We start from the raw sequence: 23,122 nt of genomic DNA on the forward strand, positions 1-23,122 counted from the left end.
AATAAGGAATTACCCCTTCTTTCGATAAAATGGGAGGAATCTCACCGTCGATATCAGACATTCATCGATTAGCTCTGGTCAGCCTCGTCCATTCTTTATACAAATCTGAGGAATTCATTTGGGTTATTATCATAAAACTCGTGAAATCCCTATTTTTGCAAACTGCTGGTGAAAGCCGGACTATTCAAAAGAGCTGATAATATGTTTGATAATTTAAGTCTAAAACTAGAGAAAGCATTCCAGACCCTGAAAGGCCAGGGAACCATCACAGAAGTGAACGTGGCAACAACGGTGAAGGAAATCCGCAGAGCATTGATCGATGCCGATGTTAATTTTAAGGTTGCCAAGGAGGTAACGGATGAAATTAAGGAACAGGCACTCGGTAAGAATGTGTTAACCGCCGTCTCTCCGGGTCAGTTGCTGACCAAGATCACGAACGATGAGTTGACACGCCTGATGGGCGGGAGCAATGAAGAGATTGATTTGACGGGTAATCCGGCAGTCATCCTGATTGCAGGTTTGCAGGGTTCCGGTAAAACCACTTTCTCAGGAAAACTTGCAAATTATCTAAAAAAACAAGGCAAACAGGTCATGCTGGTTGCCTGTGATATTTACCGCCCTGCAGCGATCAATCAGTTGCAGGTACTTGGAGAGCAAATCGGTGTGGAGGTATTCGCCGAACCTGAAAACAAGAATGCGGTTGACATAGCGAATAAAGCAATCAAATTCGCACGGGAAAGCAACAAGCGCATTGTAATCGTCGATACGGCCGGCCGTTTGGCAGTGGACGAGGAAATGATGAATGAGATCGCGTCCCTGAAAGAGGCGCTCAGTCCTTCAGAGACCCTGTTCGTGGTTGATTCCATGACCGGACAGGACGCAGTAAATACAGCAAAGGCATTTAATGAACGTCTGAATTTCGACGGTGTTGTGCTTACCAAACTCGATGGTGATTCAAGAGGTGGTGCTGCCATTTCAATACGCCGTGTAGTCGAAAAACCGATTAAATTCATCAGCACAGGTGAAAAAATGGATGCCATCGATAAGTTCTATCCTGATCGAATGGCTAACCGGATCCTGGGCATGGGTGATGTGGTCTCCCTGGTTGAGAAAGCACAGCAGTCATTTGATGAGGATGAGGCACGCCGGCTGAATAAAAAAATCCGGAAAAATCAATTCGACTTCAACGATTTCCTTTCCCAGCTTGAGCAGATCAAAAAGATGGGAAATATCAAGGACCTGCTTGGAATGATACCGGGTATGGGTAAGGCCTTGCGAAACATTGATGTGGACGACGATTCATTCAAACCCGTAGAAGCGATTATCCGGTCCATGACCACGGCTGAGCGGGAGAACCCTGAAATCATCAACGGCAGCAGGAGAAAACGCATTGCCGACGGAAGTGGAACTTCTGTTCAGGAAGTGAATAATTTGCTGAAGCAGTTCCAGGACATGAAAAAGGTCATGAAGACGATGAACAAAATGGGTGGAGGAAAACGCGCAATGAATGCCCTTAACCCGTTCGGCAATTAATTATAAATAAAGAATTTATTAGTTCGGGTTTCCTGATCAAGCACGTGTTTTCGAAAACGGACACGTTCGAACAGAAATTTTTCTCTTTTATCTTTCTGAAGAATCTGGAGGTATGAAAGGCGATCCTGGATATCAAGATCCAGTTCATTCGCCACATCATTTATCATGAGGATATCACCGAGGTTTGATTGATCCTTGTCGGTCATATAAGACCTGAAAATCTCGTCAAGCTCATTACCAACAGGAAAATCCGGAAAATCGAGGATGTGAATATTCCCCCCGGGATAAAGTTTACCAGGGTAATTCATGAAATAATCCACCAAAATAAACACGTCTCCTCCCCGGCAGACGATATCCGATTCACCGGTGGGATATTTCTTCATAACTTGTTCCAGGTTCAGGATGGTTCCCAACTGGTATCGGTTGTTAAGACCGGAATATAAAATTCCGAAAAGGCCGTCTCCTGCTTCCAGATCTTCCAGCAATTGCCTGTATCTCGGCTCAAAAATGTGCAAGGGCACAATTTCGCCCGGGAGTGGCAAAATGCTCAATGGAAATATTGGAAATTTCTTTGTCTCATGCATCTTCTCACTAACACCCATCAATTCACATTGTTTGAATTATTTAACACGAATCAGGGAATGTTTAAATGCACTGGTCAGATTCTCACTGCCGTTCAAAAATTCAAGTTCGATGAGGAATGAATACCCATGTACGACCCCGCCTAATTTCTCAATCAAATTTGCTGCCGCAGCCGCAGTGCCGCCGGTGGCGAGCAGATCGTCATGAATCAATACCTTACAACCAGGCCAAACGGCATCCGTGTGAATCTCAATAGTAGCCTCACCGTATTCCAGTGAATAAGAATGGGAGATCTTCTCATAAGGGAGTTTTCCCGATTTACGAACAGGAATAAAGGGAATCCCAAAATGCATGGCGAGCAGCATCCCGAATAGAAACCCACGTGATTCGATCCCTGCTATTGCATCTGGAGGGTTATTCTGAAACGGTTCTGCCAACCCCTCCACGGCTTCGGCACACGCTTCATGGTCGGCCAGCAACGGGGTGATGTCCTTAAATACAATTCCTTCTTTCGGAAAATTCCTGATATCCCGAATTTTCCCTTTAATTTTGGAAAGATCTTTCATCGAACTAAAATACCAATTGAATGGCTATCACAACAACTCATATTACAGATTATGTTTACAGCGCCCAAAATGATTACGGGCATTCAGCACGAATTGATATGCGCGAAGGTGACAAGGAGCATCTGGGTCCTATGGAACTCGTTCTTTCAGCCCTGTCTGGTTGTGTGGCCGTAGAGGTTGCCCTGATGATAAAGAAAAGGCGCAAAACGCTTGAGGCCATGGAAATTCGTGCTGAAGGAGACCGAAATGAAAATCCTCCCAGGAGCTATACAGCCATACGTCTGCATTTCATCATTACCTCCCCTGATGCAAATATCGAAGAGGTTGAGAAAATCGTCCTTTTAAGCCTTGAAAAATACTGTTCCGTGGCCGACTCACTGAAAGCAGGAATAACCCCTTCCTGTGAGATCAGAAGAGGGCTTCTTGAAAAAGAATAGTTCTTACTTACCGAATGCTTCGACAGAGTAATCAAGATTGGTGGAGAATACCGGGAAACTAACCTTAATGGCAGCATAAAATCCACGCTTTTTAAGTCCGGGACGCATCCCGATTTCGCCACCATACGCCCATGACAGGGTTCGGTTAAACTTGCCTTCCAGACCAAGTCTGAAACCTACCTTGCTGGTTTCAACGACATCTGAGGCGTATGCTTCTCCCTGAAAGAAAACATCATCCACGGTAAGCTTGGGGGTAATAATGAAGTCAAAAAATGCGGTTAAAATAAGATCATCCACACCTTCCTGGTAGTTATTGTCAAAATCCACCGCTACGTTTCGGATCCATGTGATGGACGAACCAACATATACACCCGCACCGGCCATGTTGCCGTAAACAAAAATATCACGCGGATCGCCAAATTCATCGGGTAACGTTGCCGGTAAAGGGTTTCCTTCCGCATTTACAAAATCAGTTACGTTGCCGCCCTGATCTTCCAGCGCGCTTTTTAAATCCACTGAAGTATCATAGAATATCCCTCCCAGGCGAATGCCCACAATCTTTCGGAGGGTACACGGTACTTCTGCATTTAAGGGAACCCTGGCAGCCCACTTTCCGTCTTTGTAACTTTTTTTGTAGAGAACCATCTTCGTTGTGGAACTCTTATCATAATCTTTTAAATGATAGGTGGCGCCGAATTCATAGAGATTAAAAATATTGGCTTCATTCTCCATATCATTATTTCGTTCCGCCAGATCCCTTGATAGGTCGAATTTGCGGGTGTAGCTCTTACGGGCATGTGCACGAAAAGTCATTTTATCCTGCCAGATGTAGGTAGCCTCCAAACCAAAACCAGCATTCACATTCGCTTTCCATAATTCACCGTAAATAGGCTGAAAATGAACGAAAAGCTTACTGATTGAGTATGGCTCATCATAAAGTTCCTCGTAGGTTACGGGGACTTTATCCCGACGGTCCTGTGCCTGGGAAAATGAAATAAAGCACAGCGAAGCAAAAAATAATAATAACTTCTTCACGAACTCAAAGTTAAAAAATGATACGATCGTATAACAAAATAATGTCCAATGTAAGGCATTTTTCCTAGTCAAACAACACAAAAATGCACTATACCTTACGAGACACCCTATTTATGACAGTATTGACTGAATAACAATTCACGCCATTAATTTTAAACAATCCCCGGTATTGATCATTTTTTTTAATATTTTCCGGAGATCATTACCCCATGAAAATACGAAGAAAACAAAATAATTGCCTCAACTGCGGCGCCTCACTCGACAGTGTGTACAACTTTTGTCCGATCTGCGGTCAGGAGAATAATGACAATAACGTCTCCTTCGGCACATTGATCAATGATTTCTTTTCGAATTATTTTGCTTTCGATTCAAGATTCGCCAAAAGTGCTGTTCCGTTCCTCTTTAAACCGGGTTTTCTCACCAACCGGTACATGGAAGGAAAGAGAATGACTTACGCTCATCCGTTGCGCGTTTACCTGATCGTCAGTTTATTCTATTTCTTCGTTTGCACGCTCGTGGTGAAGGATATGCTTCAACAGACAAGTGAGTTTCAGAAGTCAGTTGAGGATACCGCAAACCTTTCTTTCCTTGACAAAAATGAACAGGAAATTCTTAAAGAAACCCTTTCAGCCAAATCCATGGAAGATGTTTTACAGGAAATGGACGAAAGTGGAGAAGCTGATTACAAAACGCTATCCCGTGCAATCCGGGAAAATACGACTGCTGAAGAACGTGCAGAACTCCAGAATAAACTGAACTCCTTTATGTTCGACTCGCTTCTGTTTAACCCGCTTGACTCAAGTGCAATAAAGAAAATTGATATCTCGGGGGATGGTGCGCCCATCAGGACCAGTGTAAGTCTTGATACAAGCACAAGTTTCTTTTTGTTTGATCAGTTCGACCAGGTTTATAAGATGTCGAAAAATGAAGAGCTTACGGAAGAGGAGATTATAGACTCCTTAAGCACGGAACCAATAACAGGATTTGAGCGCTATGCCGCTACACAAGGAATTAAGATAATGAGAGCTGAACGGGAACAGGTAGGTGCCTTTATCGTTAAAAATCTGCCCATCATGATGCTGATTTTGATTCCCATTTTCGCAGCCATCTTAAAGTTATTGTACATCCGTCGACCGTTTCTCTATATAAATCACATCATTCATGGCTTTCATCTACATTCGTTTGCCTACTTTATCTATGGAATTACGCTGATCTTTACCTATTTCGTAATTAAAAATGACGGAGTTAGCATGTTCATCAATTTCCTGATTTTTGTATTGGTGACTACTTACGCCTATCTATCATTTTTAAGGGTATACAAACAGGGATGGTTTAAAACGCTTGTGAAATTCAATATGGTCGGCTTCATCTACCTGATCCTGATCACAACCTTTTTCATTCTTGAAATGATTGCATCATTCATGATGTATTAATGAATGGACTTAAGAACTTCCCTGGTCGCGGAAAGAATATGATCTGTTTCTGCCTGATTGATTGCCGTAGAAATGAATAATGATTCGAACTGCGATGGCGCCAGGTAGACACCTTTTTCCAGCATTCCCCTGAAATACCTGCCGAACAATGCAGTATCACATTTTTTCGCAGAATTCATGTCGGTAACAGGCGCTTCACTAAAAAACAGGCTCACCATGGAACCAATGGAGTTGATGGTATAATCCTTTCCAATCTCCTTTAAAATCTCCCTGTATCCCGAAACGATTGTTGCAGTCGTTTCTTCAATCTTTGAGTAAACTTCATTATGATTACGAAGGTACTGGAGAATAGCAAGCCCCGCTGCCATCGCAATAGGATTACCCGATAAGGTACCGGCCTGGTAAACAGGTCCCTGTGGAGATACAAAGTCCATAATTTCCTTTTTACCGCCATACGCTCCTACCGGCATTCCACCGCCGATTATCTTACCCAGTGTCGTCATATCGGGCAATACATCAAGCCGTTCCTGGGCACCACCAGGGGCCAGGCGAAAGCCTGTCATTACCTCATCAAAAATCAATACGATTCCGGCTTCATCACATATAGTACGAAGCCCTTCCAGAAATCCCTCGGCAGGCAAAACGCATCCCATGTTACCTGCCACAGGCTCTACAATAATGGCCGCAACCTGTTCCGGGTTTTCAGCTACCAGCCGGGAAACAGATTCCAGGTCATTGAATGCGGCAATCAGTGTATCTGCTGCGGTTCCTGGTGTGACACCCGGACTGTCCGGCGTGCCCATCGTCATCGCACCGCTTCCGGCAGCAATCAAAAAGGAATCCCCGTGACCATGATAACATCCATCAAATTTTATGATCTTGTTTCTGGCAGTGAAACCGCGTGCTACGCGTATGGCCGACATGGTAGCTTCCGTTCCGGAATTTACCATTCTTACTTTTTCAACGGAAGGAACCATCCCGGTGATCAAACCAGCCATTTGCACTTCCTTTTCTGTAGGAGCGCCGAAAGAAAGTGAATCATGAATAGCTCCACGCACCGCATTTTCAATGATCGGATGAGCATGCCCCAGGATCATCGGGCCCCATGAATTAATTAATTCGATAAATCGGTTTCCGTCTTCATCGAATACGTAGGCGCCTTCGGCACGCTGAATAAACAGCGGATCTCCACCGACAGCTTTAAAAGCCCTGACAGGTGAATTTACTCCTCCGGGAATGAATTTTTTAGCTTCTTCAAAAAGGTGCTTGCTCCGCTCAGTTATCATTTACTTTCCTCCTTCTGTCGTTCCCGAATCACAGTCCTGATTCCATCTTTATTAACCTCCAGTACCGGAACCAATTGGTTATCCTGCGCATTGTTGTATTCAAACCCAGGCGTAATGACTCCCTTCATTCTTCCGTTTTCATTCCACCCCACCTGAGGGAAGTTTCCATAATTCTTTAAACTCTGACCCAGGAACATGGCCATTTCAAATCCCTTTTCTGAATAATCTGTAGGTACTTCGCGATGCCTCCTCAGGTATTTCTTTCTGAAATCGGAGTAATTAAGGGCCTGTCTGTTAACATAACCTGGAGCATAAAGGATTGCTCCCAGTCGTTCATATACCTCATAATTTACAACCGGTTGATCCATCCAGTCGGCAGCACCCATAATCTTTATAGAATCACCCCTCGTTTCCACTGCACTTATCACCTTTGAAAAAATCAGACTATTCGACGATGCAACAAAAACATGCCCGATACTGTCAGGTTGAATTGCCATATTTTCACGCCCCTCCTCAGAAGCAGCCTCCTTAATACTCTCACTTGAGAGCAGGATCTCCAGAACTTTCCGTGTTCGATCCTTATTGATCGCTTCAATAATCGAGAGTTTTCCACCCAGTTCACTGTAGCGGTCGGCATATGACTGGGCCAGCAAACGATCATTACTTGTTTCGCCGTAAAATACGATTCCCGGTTTACTGCCATATTTTTCAAAGGCGTAATCGGCCATTACCTCGCCAATAGTAAGAACCGACGGGTTATACATGAAATAAAAAGGATTATTGGCAAGGTAATCGGGAGCGCTGGTCAGTGGATTATACATGTTAATCCCGTATTGCTGACTAAATTCATTCACCATCCTGGTCGGATCCGGAAATAATGGTCCGATGATCAGATCCATACCCTTCAATTCGTCCTTTTGCAAAATTGCACGGGTAACTGTTGTATCCCGCTGTGTATCGTAGGCATAAACCTCAATATCGATTCCTATTGAACGCAAACTGTCAAACCCAAGCTTCAACCCCTTGTACATATCAATGACAAATTCATTCACCCTCTTCTTATCATTGGGCTTTAATGATTTGATGAGAAAAGGCATCATCACCGCAACTTTGTAGGAATCTTTAATTTCTGAAGCATGTGCCGTAGCCAGGTATTTATCCGGGTCGAGATTATAGGTATTCACCAGGTTTTCCAATGTTTCCCGACCTTCCTTATCCAGTGCTACTGAACTTAATTTTGCGGCATAGATCTTTCCGATCACCGGAGATTTGTATCGGTCATACAAGGCCTTCATTTCTTCGGGCGTGGTGTCTGGCATGAGGTAATTATAAATCAGTCCCTCACTATCGTTCTTTATCTGAGGATCTCTGATACCGGCAATGACGTTCATAGCCAGAAAATCATCATTATTATCAAAGTATGACTTCGCCAGCCAATAGTTAACCTCATCAATTTTCGACCAGTTGGGGAATCGCTCCCGTGTCTGCAAAAAGACATCCTTTGCCTGCTCCTCATATCCGGCCTTGTAGGTGGATACACCTAAAAAATAGGACGCATACGCGGCAAAAGGATTCTGGGGGTCGCGCTTGATGAGCGGCTTGAATGCTTCCATGGCCAGTGCGTACTGACCTTCCTTATACAGGTTCTTCGCATTCAGATATTGCTGCTGGTAATTGATTTGAGCCTGCGATACCCCTGAAATAAAAATAAAGACAACAACGATCAGGTAATATAATTTCTTCATATACAGATTATTCCCATTCTATAGTAGCCGGTGGTTTAGAACTGATGTCATAAACTACACGGTTGACCCCCTTCACGGAGTTAATGATTTCATTCGAGACGTCGGCCAGAAACTCATAGGGTAAATGACACCAGTCGGCCGTCATACCGTCAACACTGGTTACTGCCCTCAGACTAACGACCCGCTCATAGGTGCGTTCATCTCCCATAACGCCAACAGACTGGATCGGAAGCAGCATTGCTCCGGCTTGCCAAACATCATCATACAAGCCATGCTGTTTCAGACGGCTGATAAAAACGTGATCCACTTCCTGCAAAATTTGTACTTTCTCAGGTGTAATATCACCCAAAATGCGAATACCAAGTCCGGGCCCCGGAAAAGGATGCCTTCCTAAAATGGCATCATCGATTCCCAATGTCTTTCCTACCAAACGCACTTCATCCTTAAATAGTGTATTGAGAGGCTCCACTACCTTTAACTTCATAAAATCGGGCAAGCCCCCCACATTATGGTGCGACTTGATGGTGGCCGATGGTCCCTTAACAGAAACCGATTCGATCACATCCGGATAGATAGTACCCTGTCCCAACCAGGCAACATCCTCGATCTTGTGTGCCTCGTCGTCAAATACCTCAATAAACGTACGGCCTATGGCCTTTCTCTTCTCTTCAGGATCCGTCAATCCCTTCAGTGCATCATAAAAACGATCCCTGGCATCAACCCCGGTAATATTGAGCCCCATTCCCTTGTAGGAGTTAAGAACTTCCTCGAATTCGTTCTTTCGCAGCAATCCGTTATCCACGAATATACAATGAAGACGCGGACCAATTGCGTGATGGATCAGGGTGGCAGCCACTGAACTGTCGACCCCGCCGGAAAGCCCCATCACTACCTGGTCATTGCCGATCTGTTCTTTAAGCTGCTCAATAGTAGTTTCAACAAAAATATCGGGAGTCCAGTCCTGATGACATCCACAGATATGTACTACAAAGTTCCTGAGCAGCGTTTTTCCATGTTCACTGTGAGTTACTTCAGGATGGAATTGAATACCATAGGTCTGCTCCCCTTCAATTCGGTAGGCTGCCACGTTTACTGAATGTGTACTGGCGATCACCTCAAATTTTTCTCCAAGTTCGCTGATGGTATCTCCATGTGACATCCAAACCTGCGAACCAATGCCAATCTCCTTCATTAACTCATTATGCTGATCCACCCTGGAAAGTTTTGCTCTTCCATATTCACGTATTTCCGATGGAAGCACATTACCTCCGGATTTATGCGCCATGAGTTGAGCACCGTAACATACCCCGAGAACCGGAACTTTCCCGCGGAAAGACGAAAGATCAACATCCGGTGCATCATCCTGACGAACGGAACAGGGGCTGCCAGAAAGGATTACACCTTTTACCTCACCGGTAAGATCCGGGATTTTATTATATGGATGGATTTCACAATATACATTCAACTCCCGCACCCGACGCGCGATCAGCTGGGTATACTGGGATCCAAAATCAAGAATAAGAATCTGCTCAGACATGGCGCAAAAATAGTACGCACACAGGGGAAATACTATGAAAATAAAAAAAAGAACCCCAAACAAAACGTCTGGGGTCCTCATTACCAAATTCCGGTTATTTGGATAATCCGGGACTTCGTTTTATAAACTCATCATACAATTCGGTTTGCCGGCTTTCCATTGGAATTTTCCATCCGCTGATAAATACCTGCTCCACTTTCGTCTGTGTCTCAAAAATATCTCCGGTCGCAATGAATATATTGGCAGCTTTACCCACTTCTATAGAACCGGCCCGTTCTTCAATTCCAAATATCTCGGCAGGAATCAGCGTAATCGACTTCAGGGCATTTTCACGGCCCATTCCATATGCTGCCGCAAAACCGGCATGATACGGAAGGTTCCGGACATTTTCAGCCTCAGAAGTTCTGATCGCCACCTTTACGCCTGCTTTCTGCATAAGACCGGCATTCGCATAGGCTTTGTCATAACGATCATAGTTACGTGTTGGCTGACTTAGTACAGGTCCTGTTATGACCGGAATCCCTGATTTAGCGAGTTCTTCTGCCACACGCCAGCCCTCAGCTACCCCGGTGAATATCACATCAAGTTTGTTATTATTCACCCATTCAATCGCTTCTTTGATGTCCTTGGCCGTATTCACCTCGATCATCAGCTTGCCTTCACCGCGCACGATGGGCATCAGTGCTTCCATTTCAGGGTAGTAACCCGGGCTTTCACTTTTACCGGCAAGGGCTGAATCAATCCGTGCGTAATTTCGTGCCTGCTCCCATACAGCGTTCAATTCCTTTTTTGTTTTTTCTACCTCCTTTTCAATCTCCTCATCCGAGCGGCGATCCCACCATCCCCGTCTTCCTGTTACAGGAAAGTTCATAACAACCGCTTTGAATCCAGCATACATCTGGTCCGGCGTATAGCCATACAAATCGATTAGCGCAGCGGTACCCGGGATAATACCACCCGACGGAACTGCGAGCGCAGTGGTTACACCGCTTACACGTGTCACAGGAATCAGGGCTGAATTGGGGTTTACAGCAGTTAGTGCCTGCATCTGTGGAATCACATCCCCGATTTCATTGAAATCCCTTGTCCTTGGATCGGAATTCACCTCCACAAGACCAAGACGGGTTCCCCCGTCAATCAGACCGGGATAGATCGTTTTTCCGGTGCAATCTATACGTTCTGCATCAGCTGGAACGGTAACATCGGCACCCACCGCAGCTATTTTTCCATCCCTGATTATAACCGTTGCATTCTTCAAGGTTCCATTGGCGACGGTTTCAACCGTTGCATTGGTAAGCGCATATACACCTGTTTCTCCCGGTGCCGATTGTGCCATTGCCGTTGCTGCGACAAACAGCATTCCCATGATCATAATATTTATAAGTGATTTCATTATCCCCGGGATTAATAGTTAAACAAAAATTCTGTGTCCTGCATGCATCGGTCCTGATGATCATGATCGGTTAGCATGACATCGATCTTTTCTGTCACATCCGGATAGATACGCATATCATCGGGATCATTTGACCGGTCGAACCGAACGATTCCATCAACAATTGTCATTTCAGGAATGGCATATATACTCAGGGGATGTCCATTGAACACAACCACATCACCCTCCTTACCTTCTTCCAAAGAACCAACGCGATCATCAATACCCAGCTGACGGGCAGGATTGATCGTAATTAGCGCCAGTGCCTCGTCATCGTTAAGGTCACCATATTTCTGTGTTTTTGCCGCTTCATGATACAAGTGACGAATCAGCTCTCCCGAATCTGAGTTGATCGAGGTTACAACGCCATTCCTGGTTAGGATGGCCGCATTGTAGGCTGTTGAATAGTAAACTTCAAATTTATACGCCCACCAGTCCGAAAATACCGAAGCCATGGCTCCAAATTCAGCGAGTTCAGGTGCAACTTTAAACCCTTCATTCACATGTTGAAAAACAACGCGCTTGATACCAAAATCCTTGCATACCTGCATAAGCATATAAATCTCATCAGCACGGTAGCTGTGACAGTGGATGATAATCTCACCACGCAAAATATCCGCGAGTGTTTCCATGCGCAGATCGTATTCAGGGGCCATTCCAACAAATCCTTTTTTATCCTTATTGGCGTTGTAGGTATCCCACTTCTGCATGTACTCCCGGGCCTCCGAAAATGCCTTTCTGAAGACAGATTCAACACCCATTCTTGTTCTGGGAACAATATTATTGCCTGCGCCATGCACCCGGGTCGGGTTTTCACCAAGGGCAAACTTGATCGTACGCGGAGCTCCATCCATTTTTAAGACTTCCGGATCGGTGGTTCCATAACGGTGCTTGATGGTCTCGCACTGTCCTCCAATTGCATTCGCTGATCCGTGCATGGCGTGACTGATGGTCACACCACCGGCAAGTGCTCGATAAATTCCGATATCAAACGGATCCAGGGCATCTCCCGTCCAAACTTCTGCAGTTACCGGATTCGTCGCTTCATTGATCGCGTCCAGTGCAATATGTGAATGAGCATCAATGATCCCCGGCATGACGTATTTTCCGGTACCATCAACTTCCTTCACATCCCTGGGAGTTTTCAGTCCTGTGCCGATTTTGTCGATTTTACCATCACGGATCAGTACATCCGCATTTTCCAGCGTGCCATTCGTAATGGTAATTACTGTAGCATTTTTAATAATAATGTCACCGTTCTCCTGCGCCGACAGAACGAGCGGAAGAAGCGACAAAAGAAAAGTATAAAGTAGGTTTCTCATTTTCTTGATTTTTATAAGGTCAGTTTTATTCAGGGATCCTTTCGCCCTTGATCGGAAATTTTCCAATTGAGCCGCCGTCGATCATTCCGGAAAAAGTATTTCCGTCCATCTCAAGATCGACTTTCAGGGGCAACTGACCGTTCCCATCGTTATAGGTAAATTCAAACATGACATTTTTGCCATCCACTGTTATATTATCGAGGTCGAAGCGGTAGCCCGACTGATTATCTTTAATCTCTCCGGTAAAGGAATCACCGGATTTATTGATCTGTATTTGCCCGGTTCCTGTACCATTCGGGGTCTGGGCAGAGTAGGACCATGTACCTTCAGGACCTTCACTCTTCTTGCCATTTTTATTCGATGCCTTTTTAGCTTCAAATTCATACATCTTACCCTCAACAAATACATATCGTACCTGTACGCCTTCTTCAAAGTAACTCTTATCTGTAACAACCAGGTTGGCAAGTTTTCCGGAAGAAACTGTTCCTGCAACCCGCGACAAGCCAAGCATCTCTGCCGGATATGTTGTTAAACCGGCAAGCAACACATCCTCTGAAACTCCCTTTTCCTTCATTTTCAGAAGGGTTTTATGGATATCAGATTCCTTTGCTCCCATCGAACTGAATCCGAAACGGATTCCTGCAGAGGTAAAAGTAGCAGGCAGCGTATAATGTTTTTGCAACAAGTCCGATTTGCGTTCTTCAAGTCGCTTTCTTTCATCGCTCCAGGAGGCCTCTTCAGCTGAATCCTTTTTATCTTCCTTCCACTCTGGCAAATCCAGGCTCAGGAAAACAGGCACTCCCGCACTTTTTAAATCATCCTGCACATCCCATCCCTGCTTGATACCGCCAATCATTAACTTGAAGCCAAGCTCATTTCGGAGTGTGAGTACGCGCTGGATTGATTTTACATCCTCTGCGTGAAACATGACAGGCAGCGTACCATCAATCACCGGGTAAAACGCCTCCAAAACGCGATCAGATGATGGCCGTTCCATTCCTGATGGGTTTTGAGAATAAGTCAATGCATTGTTCTTTGCAAGTTGAGCCTGTCGGTATAACTGACGGTATTTCGCCATCACACCTATAACTGTGCTTGGATAAACCCCGCGCGCTCCTTCAAGCTGCGAGTAGAAACTAACAGGGTCCTTGTATACCAGGTCATCTGCATGATCGCCCGAAAGAAGGATGATCGCGCCGGTTCCTGGCAGCATTCTGCCATATGGAACCGCATGCGCCATGGTGAAACCCAGGTTTCTCAGCGCACCGATCGACTTGTCAGACGGATCCAGCATCAGCCGAATATCTGCTTCAGGCGTAATGCCGGCAAGCTCATTTGGCGGGTTGCCCGGATTTTCCACGTTGTTTCGGCGGTTGTTATCTTCCTTCGGCTTTGGAATGCCTGCATTCGACAAACCATCGATGAATCCGGCATAAACAGTCATGGAATCTGCTTTCACATAAATCGCATCCGGAGGGATCGCGATGTTCTGTCCCACTGCATGGATAAGCCCGTTTTTGATGACAATGGTTGCATTTTCCACAATGTTGCCAGGTGAAGTAACCACGCGAACATTCTCCAGCGCATATACGTCGGAGACAGGTCGGAGCTTACTATCCTGTGCTGGTAAAATGTGATAGGAGAAAAGTAGTAGTAACGCCATCAGGAATCTGAAGCGTTGCCTTGTAAAGGTTGAATTCATATTTGCTTTGTTGATTCGTTCCAATTTGCAGTATTTCCTGCAATTACGAATTTAACCAACAGTCAAACAGAATGTTACTTCCTTTTATATAAGCGGTCAATTAATTTTGGCAGAAGAGAAGAGCTGTATCAGGAAACCTTGTATCCCTCATTCATCAGATACTGGCGCGCCTTGTCCCTGAAATCTCCCTGAAGTAAAATTTCACCGTCCTTGATACTGCCTCCAACACCACAAAATGATTTGAGACTTTTCCCAAGTTGCTTGAGGTCTTCTTCACTTCCGCGAAAACCCTGGATAAGCGTCACCTTTTTTCCTGCCCTGGATTTTGTGTCCAGCATCAACCGTAATTTTTGATTTGCGGGTGCAGGTTTGGATTCTTCCTTATCAGAGGAATATTCGTAGTCAAAGTTTTCACTGGTTGAGAACACAATCCCATCCCGCTTCTTCCAATCATTATTTCTTTTTCTTGCCATTTCGTTAAAAGTCTGGACAGGGTATTCTCATTACGTCCTTAGGTGGTTTTCTGGGGTCCCGGTTCGACCAAATATAAGACAGTGAAATCTCATGTGCACCACCACTGGCCGTTCCAAGTTGGGAAATGGTGTAGTCGTAGCTGTATCCGATATTAAAGGTATCCTCGGGTCCTTTTTTTGTGAATCCCAGCAGGAATACTATCGATTCATTATTATTAAATCCATCGATCTGTTTAATGGGCAGCCCGCGGTACCAGGCTCCGATAATTACAGGTTCCAGGGTGAGATACAGGCCCAGATCAAACTGATCAAATTCTCCCTGGGATTTATATTGAAATGTCGGAGTAAGACTTCGCTCCTGCCGGCGCGCGAACAGTCCGCTGCCCATCACACCCGGTTTGAATTGAATCTTATACCCTCCATGAATGGAGTACTTGATAGGAAGTTCCTCTATTTCCACATTTTCTTCAAATGACTGTCTGGGCGTATTCAGATGATTCGCAGAAAAACCAAGCCATGCGTTGGGTGTATAAAGTACACCCCCTGCAGAAAGATCCAGAAAACTTTTATTCGTATTTCCAAATACTTCCCCGGTGGGTTGAATCACTTCACCAAATTCATTGAACTGGTCTCCAAAGGTGAGGTCTGCAAAATTGACATTCCGGTTAAACCAGGCTACCTGGAAGCCGGGCCTGAAGAAAAGGTTTCCAGTAATCTGAAGTTGATACGCATACTGCAATGCCACAGAAGTTGACTTCAACCCGGCCCTTCCTTCCTTGTCGTGCATGAACAGTAAGCCAACCCCACTATTCTTACTTTCAAAGAAGTGATCGATATAACCCGAAAAAGTAACAAAGTTCGCTTCAATTGACGGCCACTGATTTCGATAATTCATTCCGGCACGGGTATACTGTGTGGAACCCGCAAAGGCCGGATTCAGGTACAGGGGTGCCGCATAAAATTGGGAAAATTGTGGATCCTGCGCCTGTGCACGATGGCCGGCGAACAGAATAAAACATATTAATACGAGCAAAGTAAAACGCATCGATCCCAGATTCAAATTCTCACAAAAACCAAAAATAACAAAAGTCTGCTGTAAAACACCGTCGTTTACCAGTCAAAACTTACACTTCATTCTCCGGTTACTATATTTTCCGTAACCTTATAGAAGAAAATACAACAGATATTGAACTGAATAACGTACTAAAACGCTTATTTGTATAATCAACGCTCGCATAATTAAACAAGATTGACAGATCTCGCACAATTTTTGCGGCTCAACATAGTTATAAACATATATCCCGAGGGTTCATGAGCAAAGATTTTTTCAGACAATTTATTCTTGGCTTTTTATTGTTGTTTGTAACAGCTTCATCATTTGCACAAACGCAATCTACTATCTATTGGTATTTTGGCAATAGTGGCAATGGTTTCCGCTTTATCCGCCCGGGATATGCTGCAGAAGCAGTAACGATTCCCCGGAATCTGGGCACAGGCATGAGCGCTGTGGCGACAGACCCGGTTTCAGGCGTTATTCTTTTTTATACTGACGGAATCAATGTTTACGATCGTGATAATAATATCATGCCCAACGGCACCGGACTTTCGGGCTCTGCCGGGGTAAATCAGGGAGTGGCGATATGTGCCAACCCCAATAATTCAAATCAGTATTTCATTTTCACCAATAATGGATCCATACGGGTAACTACCGTTGATATGACCCTGAACGCCGCCAATGCCAATGCCATACCGCGGGGTGACGTTACCTTAAAAAATCAACCTGTCAACGGTCTGCCTGGAACTTATGATCCGGGCATGATCATTCTTCCTAAAAACAGTCGGGATGGCTTTTGGCTGATCGCCCATCAAACAGCCAGCACCAGTTACAATGCGATCGACATCAGTGCCACAGGTACAGCTGCACTACCCCCAACATTTATTGTGAATGCTCCCACCGTGGTCGATAACTTCTCATATAATGCCGAAACCGGGCAACTGGCCATAGCCCCAAGAACCGGTGCAGAGAACGCTGCCATTGTAGCTTTCAATACAGGTACAGGGGCATTTGGTGGGGCTGCAACCACGATACCAGGCACCAGTGGGTCTACACAAGTATATAATATCTATGATACCGAATGGTCGAATACAGGAAGATATCTTTTCCTTTCCGGCAACTTCTCCGGCGCCACCGATGTATTAATGCAGGTGGATTTTACGGATTCACCGCTTACGCTTCGCCCGGTGCCCACACAGAATATGCTGCGCAGCTACGGATTGCAAATGGCGCCCGACAGTTCTATTTATCATCTATATCAGCACACAAACGGTTCTCTTCGCGTAGGCCGGATCAATGATCCGGATACCATAGCGGCCCAGGTTCGATATACTCCAAACGCATTTGGTGGCAATATCAACTACCAGGGAAGACAGTTTCCGGCATTCCTGCCTCCTTTCGATCCAATGATCACCGCAACAATTGAAATTGCCGGCACCTGTGCCAGCGTTCCATCCTTGTTCTTTCCAACAATCGAGCCGGGGGCCGACAGTGTGCGATGGGATTTTGGCGATGGTTCGGGTTCAAGGGATCTTGCACCTTTTCATACGTATGAACAGGGCGGTTCCTACACGGTTTCCTTAATGGTTTACCTGAATGGCGATTCCACTATCTTCTCACAGCCGGCGAATATTACACAGTTTGATCTTCAGATCAGCGGATTCCCACAGTCAGACACCGTTTGTGCTGAGGATTTCGCTGTCGAGTATACCGCAGAGGCACAGTCAGCAGGGGGCGGACAAGGACCGCAGCCTACTTTTAGGTGGTCCAACCAACTCATTGACGATGCAACGACTACCATCGATTCTGCCGGAAATTATTATGTCACGGCAACTGATCCCACCACCGGATGCGTTGCCTATCAATCGCTGCGGGTTGTGGAATACCGTGCGATCCAGCAACGCGCTTTCATCTGGTATTTTGGTGAGCACGGCGGTATCGACTTTAATCCGATTGTCGATGTGAATAATCCCGGCCCTGCGCGGCCTATTCCTTTTGGTGATCCAAATGATCTTTTCGGCGGCAACCAAATGATTGCCCCTGAAGGATGTGCGATTTTCTGCGATGATAATGGAATACCTCTTTTTTACAGCGATGGGGTTGATCTCTACGACAGGCTTGGACAATTGGTAGCAACGGATATCGGTGGCAGTAAAAATGCGACACAATCTGTTTTTATCGTTGATTTCCCCAATGATGCAACTCTGTTCTATATTTTCCTGGCACGCGAGGTTTATGATCCTAGCGGAAACAGTTCTTATGAGCTCAATTATACCGTTTTCGACCTGAAGCAGCGCGACGGTCTGGGCGATCTTGTAAGGGACACCAACGATGATGTCATTATTACCAAACTTTACAGTCCGAATACAGAAAGAATCACCGGTAATCAGAACTGGGTGGTTGTGCACGAATGGGGGAACAGTAATTTCCGTGCATACCCTGTGAATGCGGAAGGCATCGGAGCCGCAGTGGTGAGTAACGTAGGTTCCGTCCATAATTCGGCTTCCAGCAATACTGCCCAGGGCTACATGAAACTTGCGCCTACCGGTAAGCTGGCCGTGGGTGTTTCGCAGTCCAATTCAGAGAATTATGTTGAACTGTTTGATTTTGACAATGCCACCGGCGAAATCAGCAATCCGTTAAGGCTTGATTTTGGTAATGAAACCGGTCAGGTTTACGGTGTGGAATTCAGCTCCGATTACAGAAAAGTCTTTGCAACCATTCGAACCCCGGGTTCAAACGGTCCCAGCAAGGTGTATCGCTGGCAAATTGATACAACAACGGTTGCAGGCAATGAAACGGATCCGTCATTCATCCGCAATTCGCGAAACCTGGTGGCCAATGAAGCGGCCATTGATCTGGGTGCTATGCAACTGGGCCCGGACGGTCAGATTTATATCGCACGTGAAGGGTCTGTAAACCTGGCGACCATTACAAATCCCAATGCAGACATGACCACTGTACCAATTCAGGATGCAGGTTATTTACTCGACGGATTCGGCCTTGGTGAAAATCTTGTTGACGGAGGTTTTACCCGCAGTCTGCTGGGATTACCCAATTTTGCCAGTCAGTACGTCACTTCTCCACAGGAAATCAGTGCGGAAGTTTTCTCAGGATGTATCGGTGAGACACTTGAGTTTAATGTAATTAACACCCAAAGCCTTGAAACCTACCGCTGGAACGTCTATGATTCCGACAGTGTACTGGTTTCCTCAGGGACTGGTGAGACATTTGAGTTCTCCTCCATGACACCCGGGATTTATTCTGTACGGGTAGACGTCATTCCCGATTGTCAGATCGTTGAAAGCATGCCGCTGCCAGCTTTTGCTACATTTGAAATTTTCGGCGAACCGGTGGTAAACATCACCAATATCATCGATCCTTCATCCTGCGGAAACAGCAACGGTCAGTTCACCGTTTCGATTCCTGAATTAACCGGCTCCTATGCATTTGAGCTTTCAGGCCCTATAGCGTTCGTAAGTGACACTATTCCCGGTCCTGTCAATCAAACAGTTAACAACCTACCTGCGGGAACATACAATGTGTATGTGATCAACACCATTACCGGGTGCCAGTCGGCCACTTCTGCAGTCCTAACCGATCAGGGTGTGCGATTTACATTGAATGCTACCCCTACAGACGCTTCCTGCAGCGAGGATGACGGCGAAGTTTCTGTCGCATTGATTCCGGATGCCGGGTATACCATAGGCTATCCTGTTGACTATATCCTGCGACTCGAGGGTTCCAACAACGGCATCATTACCGGTACTTACGATAACGCTGATGGGCTTCAAACCATCAATGCGACCGGATTGCTTGCCGGCGTCTATAACATGGAGGTTACCGAATTGAGCGGTGACGGCTGTACCAACACAATTGAGAATATCGTAATAGGAACACCTCCTCTGGCTACACTTGAGGTTCCTGAAGAAGTTGTTGCCTGTGATGTGAACGAAGCACAAATACCAATAACCACCAATGCCCCGGGCATCCGCGTACTGGATCCGGCGCCCGGAAACTATGAAATAATCAATGGCGAACTCCGGGTTTTTGCACAGGGCGACTGGATTCTTGAAACCGTTGATCAGTCAGGAGCACTTTGCCCCGAAACGGCAACCGTTCAGGTTACTTTCGCTAACTCCGATCCGCTGCCTGCATCCATAGAAAGAAGTTACTCAATTTGTCCGGATGATCCGGTTGAAGAAAACCGATCTGCCATAATTGATCCCGGGAATGCCGTATACTTCTCTCTTGAGTATTTCGATGAAGAGGGTAATCCAATCATCGGCACTGGACCGGATTACAGCCTTGATGGCGATGTGTTAACCGTATATAAGGAAGGTCCGATTCAGATTGAGATTACCAATGCCTTCGGTTGTGTAACGCGCGCCACTATTAACGTGCTCATCGATTGCAAGGCCCGAATCAGTGCACCGGATGCCTTCAGACCCAACAGCAATATTCAGGACAACCAGGTATGGAGGGTATATCCGTTCCTGGTTTCAGAAGATGATTTTCAGGTATTTATTTTTAACCGGTGGGGAGAAATGATCGCTCAGTCATCTGATCTTAATTTTGAATGGAATGGCGGATACGACAATAATCCTGGCAAACCGGTTCCCGGAGGAACCTATGCATACCGTGTTATCTACAAATCCATTTATGAAGACGGACGCGGACTGCAGGAAGAACGGGGCGCTATTTTGCTCATCCGGTAGACAATTCATACTTTGCTAATAACGGACAATTGATACCTTTGTATTAAGACAACATAACTATGAAAAAGAACTACTTTCTTGCCGCATTTTTCCTGTTCCTCCTATCGTTCGCCTCAGCAGACGCGCAGGTCTTCAATACCTCCATCCGAATTACAGTATTGAATGAACTTGGCAACCCTGTTGAAAAAGCGGCTGTCCGGCTATATGTTTCTGAAGAAGACTATCGTAATGAGACCAACCCGGCCACGGAAGTCTACTATACAGATGATAAGGGGCAGGTGAAAATTAAAGACCTCGAAGCACGCATTTATTACGTAAATGCAGAAAAAGGAGACAAAAACAATATCGGGGCAGGCGTTATGACCGACAAGCTGGAAGAAAAGAAATTGAATAAAATTACCATCATCATTGAATAACCTCAGGGGAAGAGAAAACCTTCTGCAGGCTATCGCATCCTATCAACCCTGGGATGAACAGGAGAAAGCACATCAGGAATCAATGGTTGCCTTTTTGCAACGCGAGCCCAATTGCTTTGACAGATCTGTGCTTGAAGGGCATGTAACCGGTTCTGCATGGATCATTAATCCTGAGGGAACCAAATGCCTACTTGTTCATCACAAAAAACTCAATCGATGGCTGCAACCGGGCGGTCATGCTGACGGAAACCCGGATATTTTTGATGTTTCAAAACAGGAAGCAAGGGAGGAAACCGGACTTGAAAACCTGGATAGTGATGGCGACATTTTCGACATCGATGTACACCTGATACCTGCAAGAAAGTCAGACCCTGCCCACTTTCATTATGATGTTCGGTTTAAGTTCACTGCCAGCACCACCGATTCCATTCAAATCTCCGTAGAATCCAATGCGGTTCGCTGGATTTCACTCGATGAGCTGGACGAATATGCGGGAGACGAGCCGTCCATTCGCAGGATGGCCGACAAGACCCTCACTTCACCGGGAAGCGAATAGTAATAATGCAAATCCGATGATCGCCAACCAGAATTTATAAGCAATCAGGGCAGGGATAATGATTATTTCAAGTTGCATGACCACTGCCAGGATAACCAATATTACGGCCAGTGCCTTTAATACATTTCTTGATTTACTACTCATGGTTGAGGCGGTTTAAATGATTGATAGCTGTAAAATTAACCGAATAATCATACCGGCCAAATAAGGAGGGATTGAGATCCGCAGGAAGACCATAAATTGAATAAAAATCCCCAAATTAGCGCTTTACACGCATGGCAATCACTGGAACCGATATTAAATATGCATGCAAAATTCTCTCAGAGGGAGGATTGGTGGCAATTCCTACAGAAACGGTGTACGGTCTGGCGGGCAATGCCCTGAATCCCGAAGCAGTTGCGAGAATCTTTGAAGTAAAGAACCGTCCTTCATTTGATCCGTTGATCGTGCATGTCTCCAATGTTCAGGAGGCCAGGCGATATTCTACTGAATTCCCTGAAAAAGCAGAACTTCTTGCAAGTCATTTCTGGCCGGGTCCTTTAACCCTGTTACTGCCTAAAAATCCTGAAATACCAGATATTGTCACATCCGGAATGCCCGATGTTGCCATTCGCGTTCCGGACAATAAACTCACACTCGAGTTGCTCACAGCCCTGCCCTTTCCTCTGGTAGCCCCCAGTGCAAACCCCTTCGGCTACATTTCACCTACTACTGCACAGCATGTTAATGATCAGCTGGGGGATAAGATTGACTACATCCTCGACGGAGGTGCGGCACGGGTTGGTCTTGAATCAACTATTGTCGGATTTCCAGCGAATCAGCCTACGATCTATCGGCTCGGCGGCCTGAGTGTTGATGAAATTGAAAAGTTGACCGGACATTTGGAAATCATGCCCCATTCAAGCTCAAATCCAAAAGCGCCCGGAATGTTGAAAAGCCACTATGCTCCGGCAAAACCATTCAGACTCGAATCGGCCGTTAAAGATAATGTGACAGACGGCAATAACGGTTATCTCCTTTTTTGTGATTCAATTGGTTCAGTACCTATTGAAAACCAACGAATACTTGCGCCCGATGGAAATATGAAGACCGCGGCAAAAAACCTATTCAAATATATGCGCGAACTGGATGCCCTGAATGTAGCACAAATTATTGCGGAGCTCGTACCGGATGAAGGCCTGGGACGTGCGATCAATGACAGGCTGCGACGTGCAGCCTCAGATTCGCAGGACTAATCCGGAACATTCCCTTTCCCGTATCAACTTAGCAAATTCAAAATGCGCATAGTTCACGCG

Annotated in this window: 19 protein-coding genes; 7 read left to right on the forward strand and 12 right to left on the reverse strand. The window is 45.6% G+C overall.

Features of this window, described 5'->3' with window-relative positions; genetic code table 11:
* Positions 1–201: 201 nt before the first annotated feature.
* On the forward strand, positions 202–1,533 hold the full coding sequence (gene ffh / locus LDX50_RS22420; RefSeq protein ID WP_225698448.1) for a signal recognition particle protein: 1,332 nt from the start codon (positions 202–204) through the stop codon (positions 1,531–1,533).
* Here ffh and LDX50_RS22425 read toward each other — a convergent pair.
* Together LDX50_RS22425 and LDX50_RS22430 are read right to left on the reverse strand one after the other, a co-directional pair.
* Positions 1,530–2,135 (reverse strand): LON peptidase substrate-binding domain-containing protein, encoded by a 606-nt coding sequence (locus LDX50_RS22425; protein WP_225698449.1) that lies wholly within the window; start codon positions 2,133–2,135, stop codon positions 1,530–1,532. The two genes, ffh and LDX50_RS22425, sit on opposite strands and share 4 nt — an antisense overlap.
* A gap of 18 nt (positions 2,136–2,153) precedes the next feature.
* On the reverse strand, positions 2,154–2,681 hold the full coding sequence (locus tag LDX50_RS22430) for an adenine phosphoribosyltransferase (protein WP_225698450.1): 528 nt from the start codon (positions 2,679–2,681) through the stop codon (positions 2,154–2,156).
* A 20-nt stretch (positions 2,682–2,701) separates the two neighbouring features.
* Between LDX50_RS22430 and LDX50_RS22435 the strand changes: the two genes are divergently transcribed.
* Positions 2,702–3,118, forward strand: a complete 417-nt coding sequence (locus LDX50_RS22435) for an OsmC family protein (RefSeq protein WP_225698451.1) — start codon at positions 2,702–2,704, stop codon at positions 3,116–3,118.
* 3 nt (positions 3,119–3,121) lie between these two features.
* On the opposite strand, the gene LDX50_RS22440 is transcribed toward LDX50_RS22435, so the two are convergent.
* Positions 3,122–4,153: a hypothetical protein gene (locus tag LDX50_RS22440; protein ID WP_225698452.1), complete on the reverse strand. Its 1,032-nt coding sequence runs from the start codon at positions 4,151–4,153 to the stop codon at positions 3,122–3,124.
* Between the two features lie 209 nt (positions 4,154–4,362).
* On the opposite strand from LDX50_RS22440, the gene LDX50_RS22445 reads away from it, so the two are divergent.
* Positions 4,363–5,586, forward strand: coding sequence for a DUF3667 domain-containing protein (locus LDX50_RS22445; RefSeq protein WP_225698453.1), 1,224 nt, complete (start codon positions 4,363–4,365; stop codon positions 5,584–5,586).
* On the opposite strand, the gene hemL is transcribed toward LDX50_RS22445, so the two are convergent.
* The 8 genes from hemL to LDX50_RS22485 form a co-directional block, all read right to left on the reverse strand.
* On the reverse strand, positions 5,583–6,872 hold the full coding sequence (gene hemL / locus LDX50_RS22450) for a glutamate-1-semialdehyde 2,1-aminomutase (protein WP_225698454.1): 1,290 nt from the start codon (positions 6,870–6,872) through the stop codon (positions 5,583–5,585). The two genes, LDX50_RS22445 and hemL, sit on opposite strands and share 4 nt — an antisense overlap.
* On the reverse strand, positions 6,869–8,617 hold the full coding sequence (locus tag LDX50_RS22455; protein ID WP_225698455.1) for an outer membrane protein assembly factor BamD: 1,749 nt from the start codon (positions 8,615–8,617) through the stop codon (positions 6,869–6,871). The genes hemL and LDX50_RS22455 overlap by 4 nt, the downstream gene beginning before the upstream one ends.
* Before the next feature lie 7 nt (positions 8,618–8,624).
* Positions 8,625–10,154 carry a glutamine-hydrolyzing GMP synthase gene (gene guaA, locus LDX50_RS22460; protein ID WP_225698456.1) on the reverse strand — a complete coding sequence of 510 codons (1,530 nt, stop codon included), beginning with the start codon at positions 10,152–10,154 and terminating at the stop codon, positions 8,625–8,627.
* Positions 10,155–10,248: 94 nt separating this feature from the next.
* On the reverse strand, positions 10,249–11,547 hold the full coding sequence (locus LDX50_RS22465; protein ID WP_225698457.1) for an amidohydrolase family protein: 1,299 nt from the start codon (positions 11,545–11,547) through the stop codon (positions 10,249–10,251).
* A gap of 11 nt (positions 11,548–11,558) precedes the next feature.
* A complete protein-coding gene (locus tag LDX50_RS22470; RefSeq protein ID WP_225698458.1) occupies positions 11,559–12,908 on the reverse strand; it encodes an amidohydrolase in 1,350 nt (449 codons plus the stop codon).
* A gap of 25 nt (positions 12,909–12,933) precedes the next feature.
* Complete coding sequence (locus LDX50_RS22475) at positions 12,934–14,610, reverse strand: amidohydrolase family protein (RefSeq protein WP_225698459.1); 1,677 nt, start codon at positions 14,608–14,610, stop codon at positions 12,934–12,936.
* A 128-nt stretch (positions 14,611–14,738) separates the two neighbouring features.
* Complete coding sequence (locus tag LDX50_RS22480; protein WP_225698460.1) at positions 14,739–15,083, reverse strand: translation initiation factor; 345 nt, start codon at positions 15,081–15,083, stop codon at positions 14,739–14,741.
* 4 nt (positions 15,084–15,087) lie between these two features.
* On the reverse strand, positions 15,088–16,128 hold the full coding sequence (locus LDX50_RS22485) for a PorP/SprF family type IX secretion system membrane protein (RefSeq protein ID WP_225698461.1): 1,041 nt from the start codon (positions 16,126–16,128) through the stop codon (positions 15,088–15,090).
* A 266-nt stretch (positions 16,129–16,394) separates the two neighbouring features.
* Here LDX50_RS22485 and LDX50_RS22490 point away from each other — a divergent pair, with 266 nt between their 5' ends.
* The 3 genes from LDX50_RS22490 to LDX50_RS22500 are packed head-to-tail and all read left to right on the forward strand — an operon-like array spanning position 16,395 to position 21,827.
* The gene (locus tag LDX50_RS22490; protein ID WP_225698462.1) at positions 16,395–20,855 is read left to right on the forward strand and encodes a PKD domain-containing protein; all 4,461 of its coding nucleotides are present in this window, start codon (positions 16,395–16,397) and stop codon (positions 20,853–20,855) included.
* Positions 20,856–20,914: 59 nt separating this feature from the next.
* Positions 20,915–21,271: a carboxypeptidase regulatory-like domain-containing protein gene (locus LDX50_RS22495; protein WP_225698463.1), complete on the forward strand. Its 357-nt coding sequence runs from the start codon at positions 20,915–20,917 to the stop codon at positions 21,269–21,271.
* A complete protein-coding gene (locus LDX50_RS22500) occupies positions 21,264–21,827 on the forward strand; it encodes an NUDIX hydrolase (RefSeq protein ID WP_225698464.1) in 564 nt (187 codons plus the stop codon). The genes LDX50_RS22495 and LDX50_RS22500 overlap by 8 nt, the downstream gene beginning before the upstream one ends.
* Here LDX50_RS22500 and LDX50_RS22505 read toward each other — a convergent pair.
* Positions 21,810–21,971, reverse strand: a complete 162-nt coding sequence (locus LDX50_RS22505) for a hypothetical protein (protein ID WP_225698465.1) — start codon at positions 21,969–21,971, stop codon at positions 21,810–21,812. The two genes, LDX50_RS22500 and LDX50_RS22505, sit on opposite strands and share 18 nt — an antisense overlap.
* Positions 21,972–22,102: 131 nt before the next feature.
* Here LDX50_RS22505 and LDX50_RS22510 point away from each other — a divergent pair, with 131 nt between their 5' ends.
* Complete coding sequence (locus LDX50_RS22510) at positions 22,103–23,062, forward strand: L-threonylcarbamoyladenylate synthase (RefSeq protein ID WP_225698466.1); 960 nt, start codon at positions 22,103–22,105, stop codon at positions 23,060–23,062.
* The last annotated feature ends 60 nt before the right edge of the window (positions 23,063–23,122 follow it).

This window comes from Fulvivirga sedimenti (genome assembly GCF_020328055.1).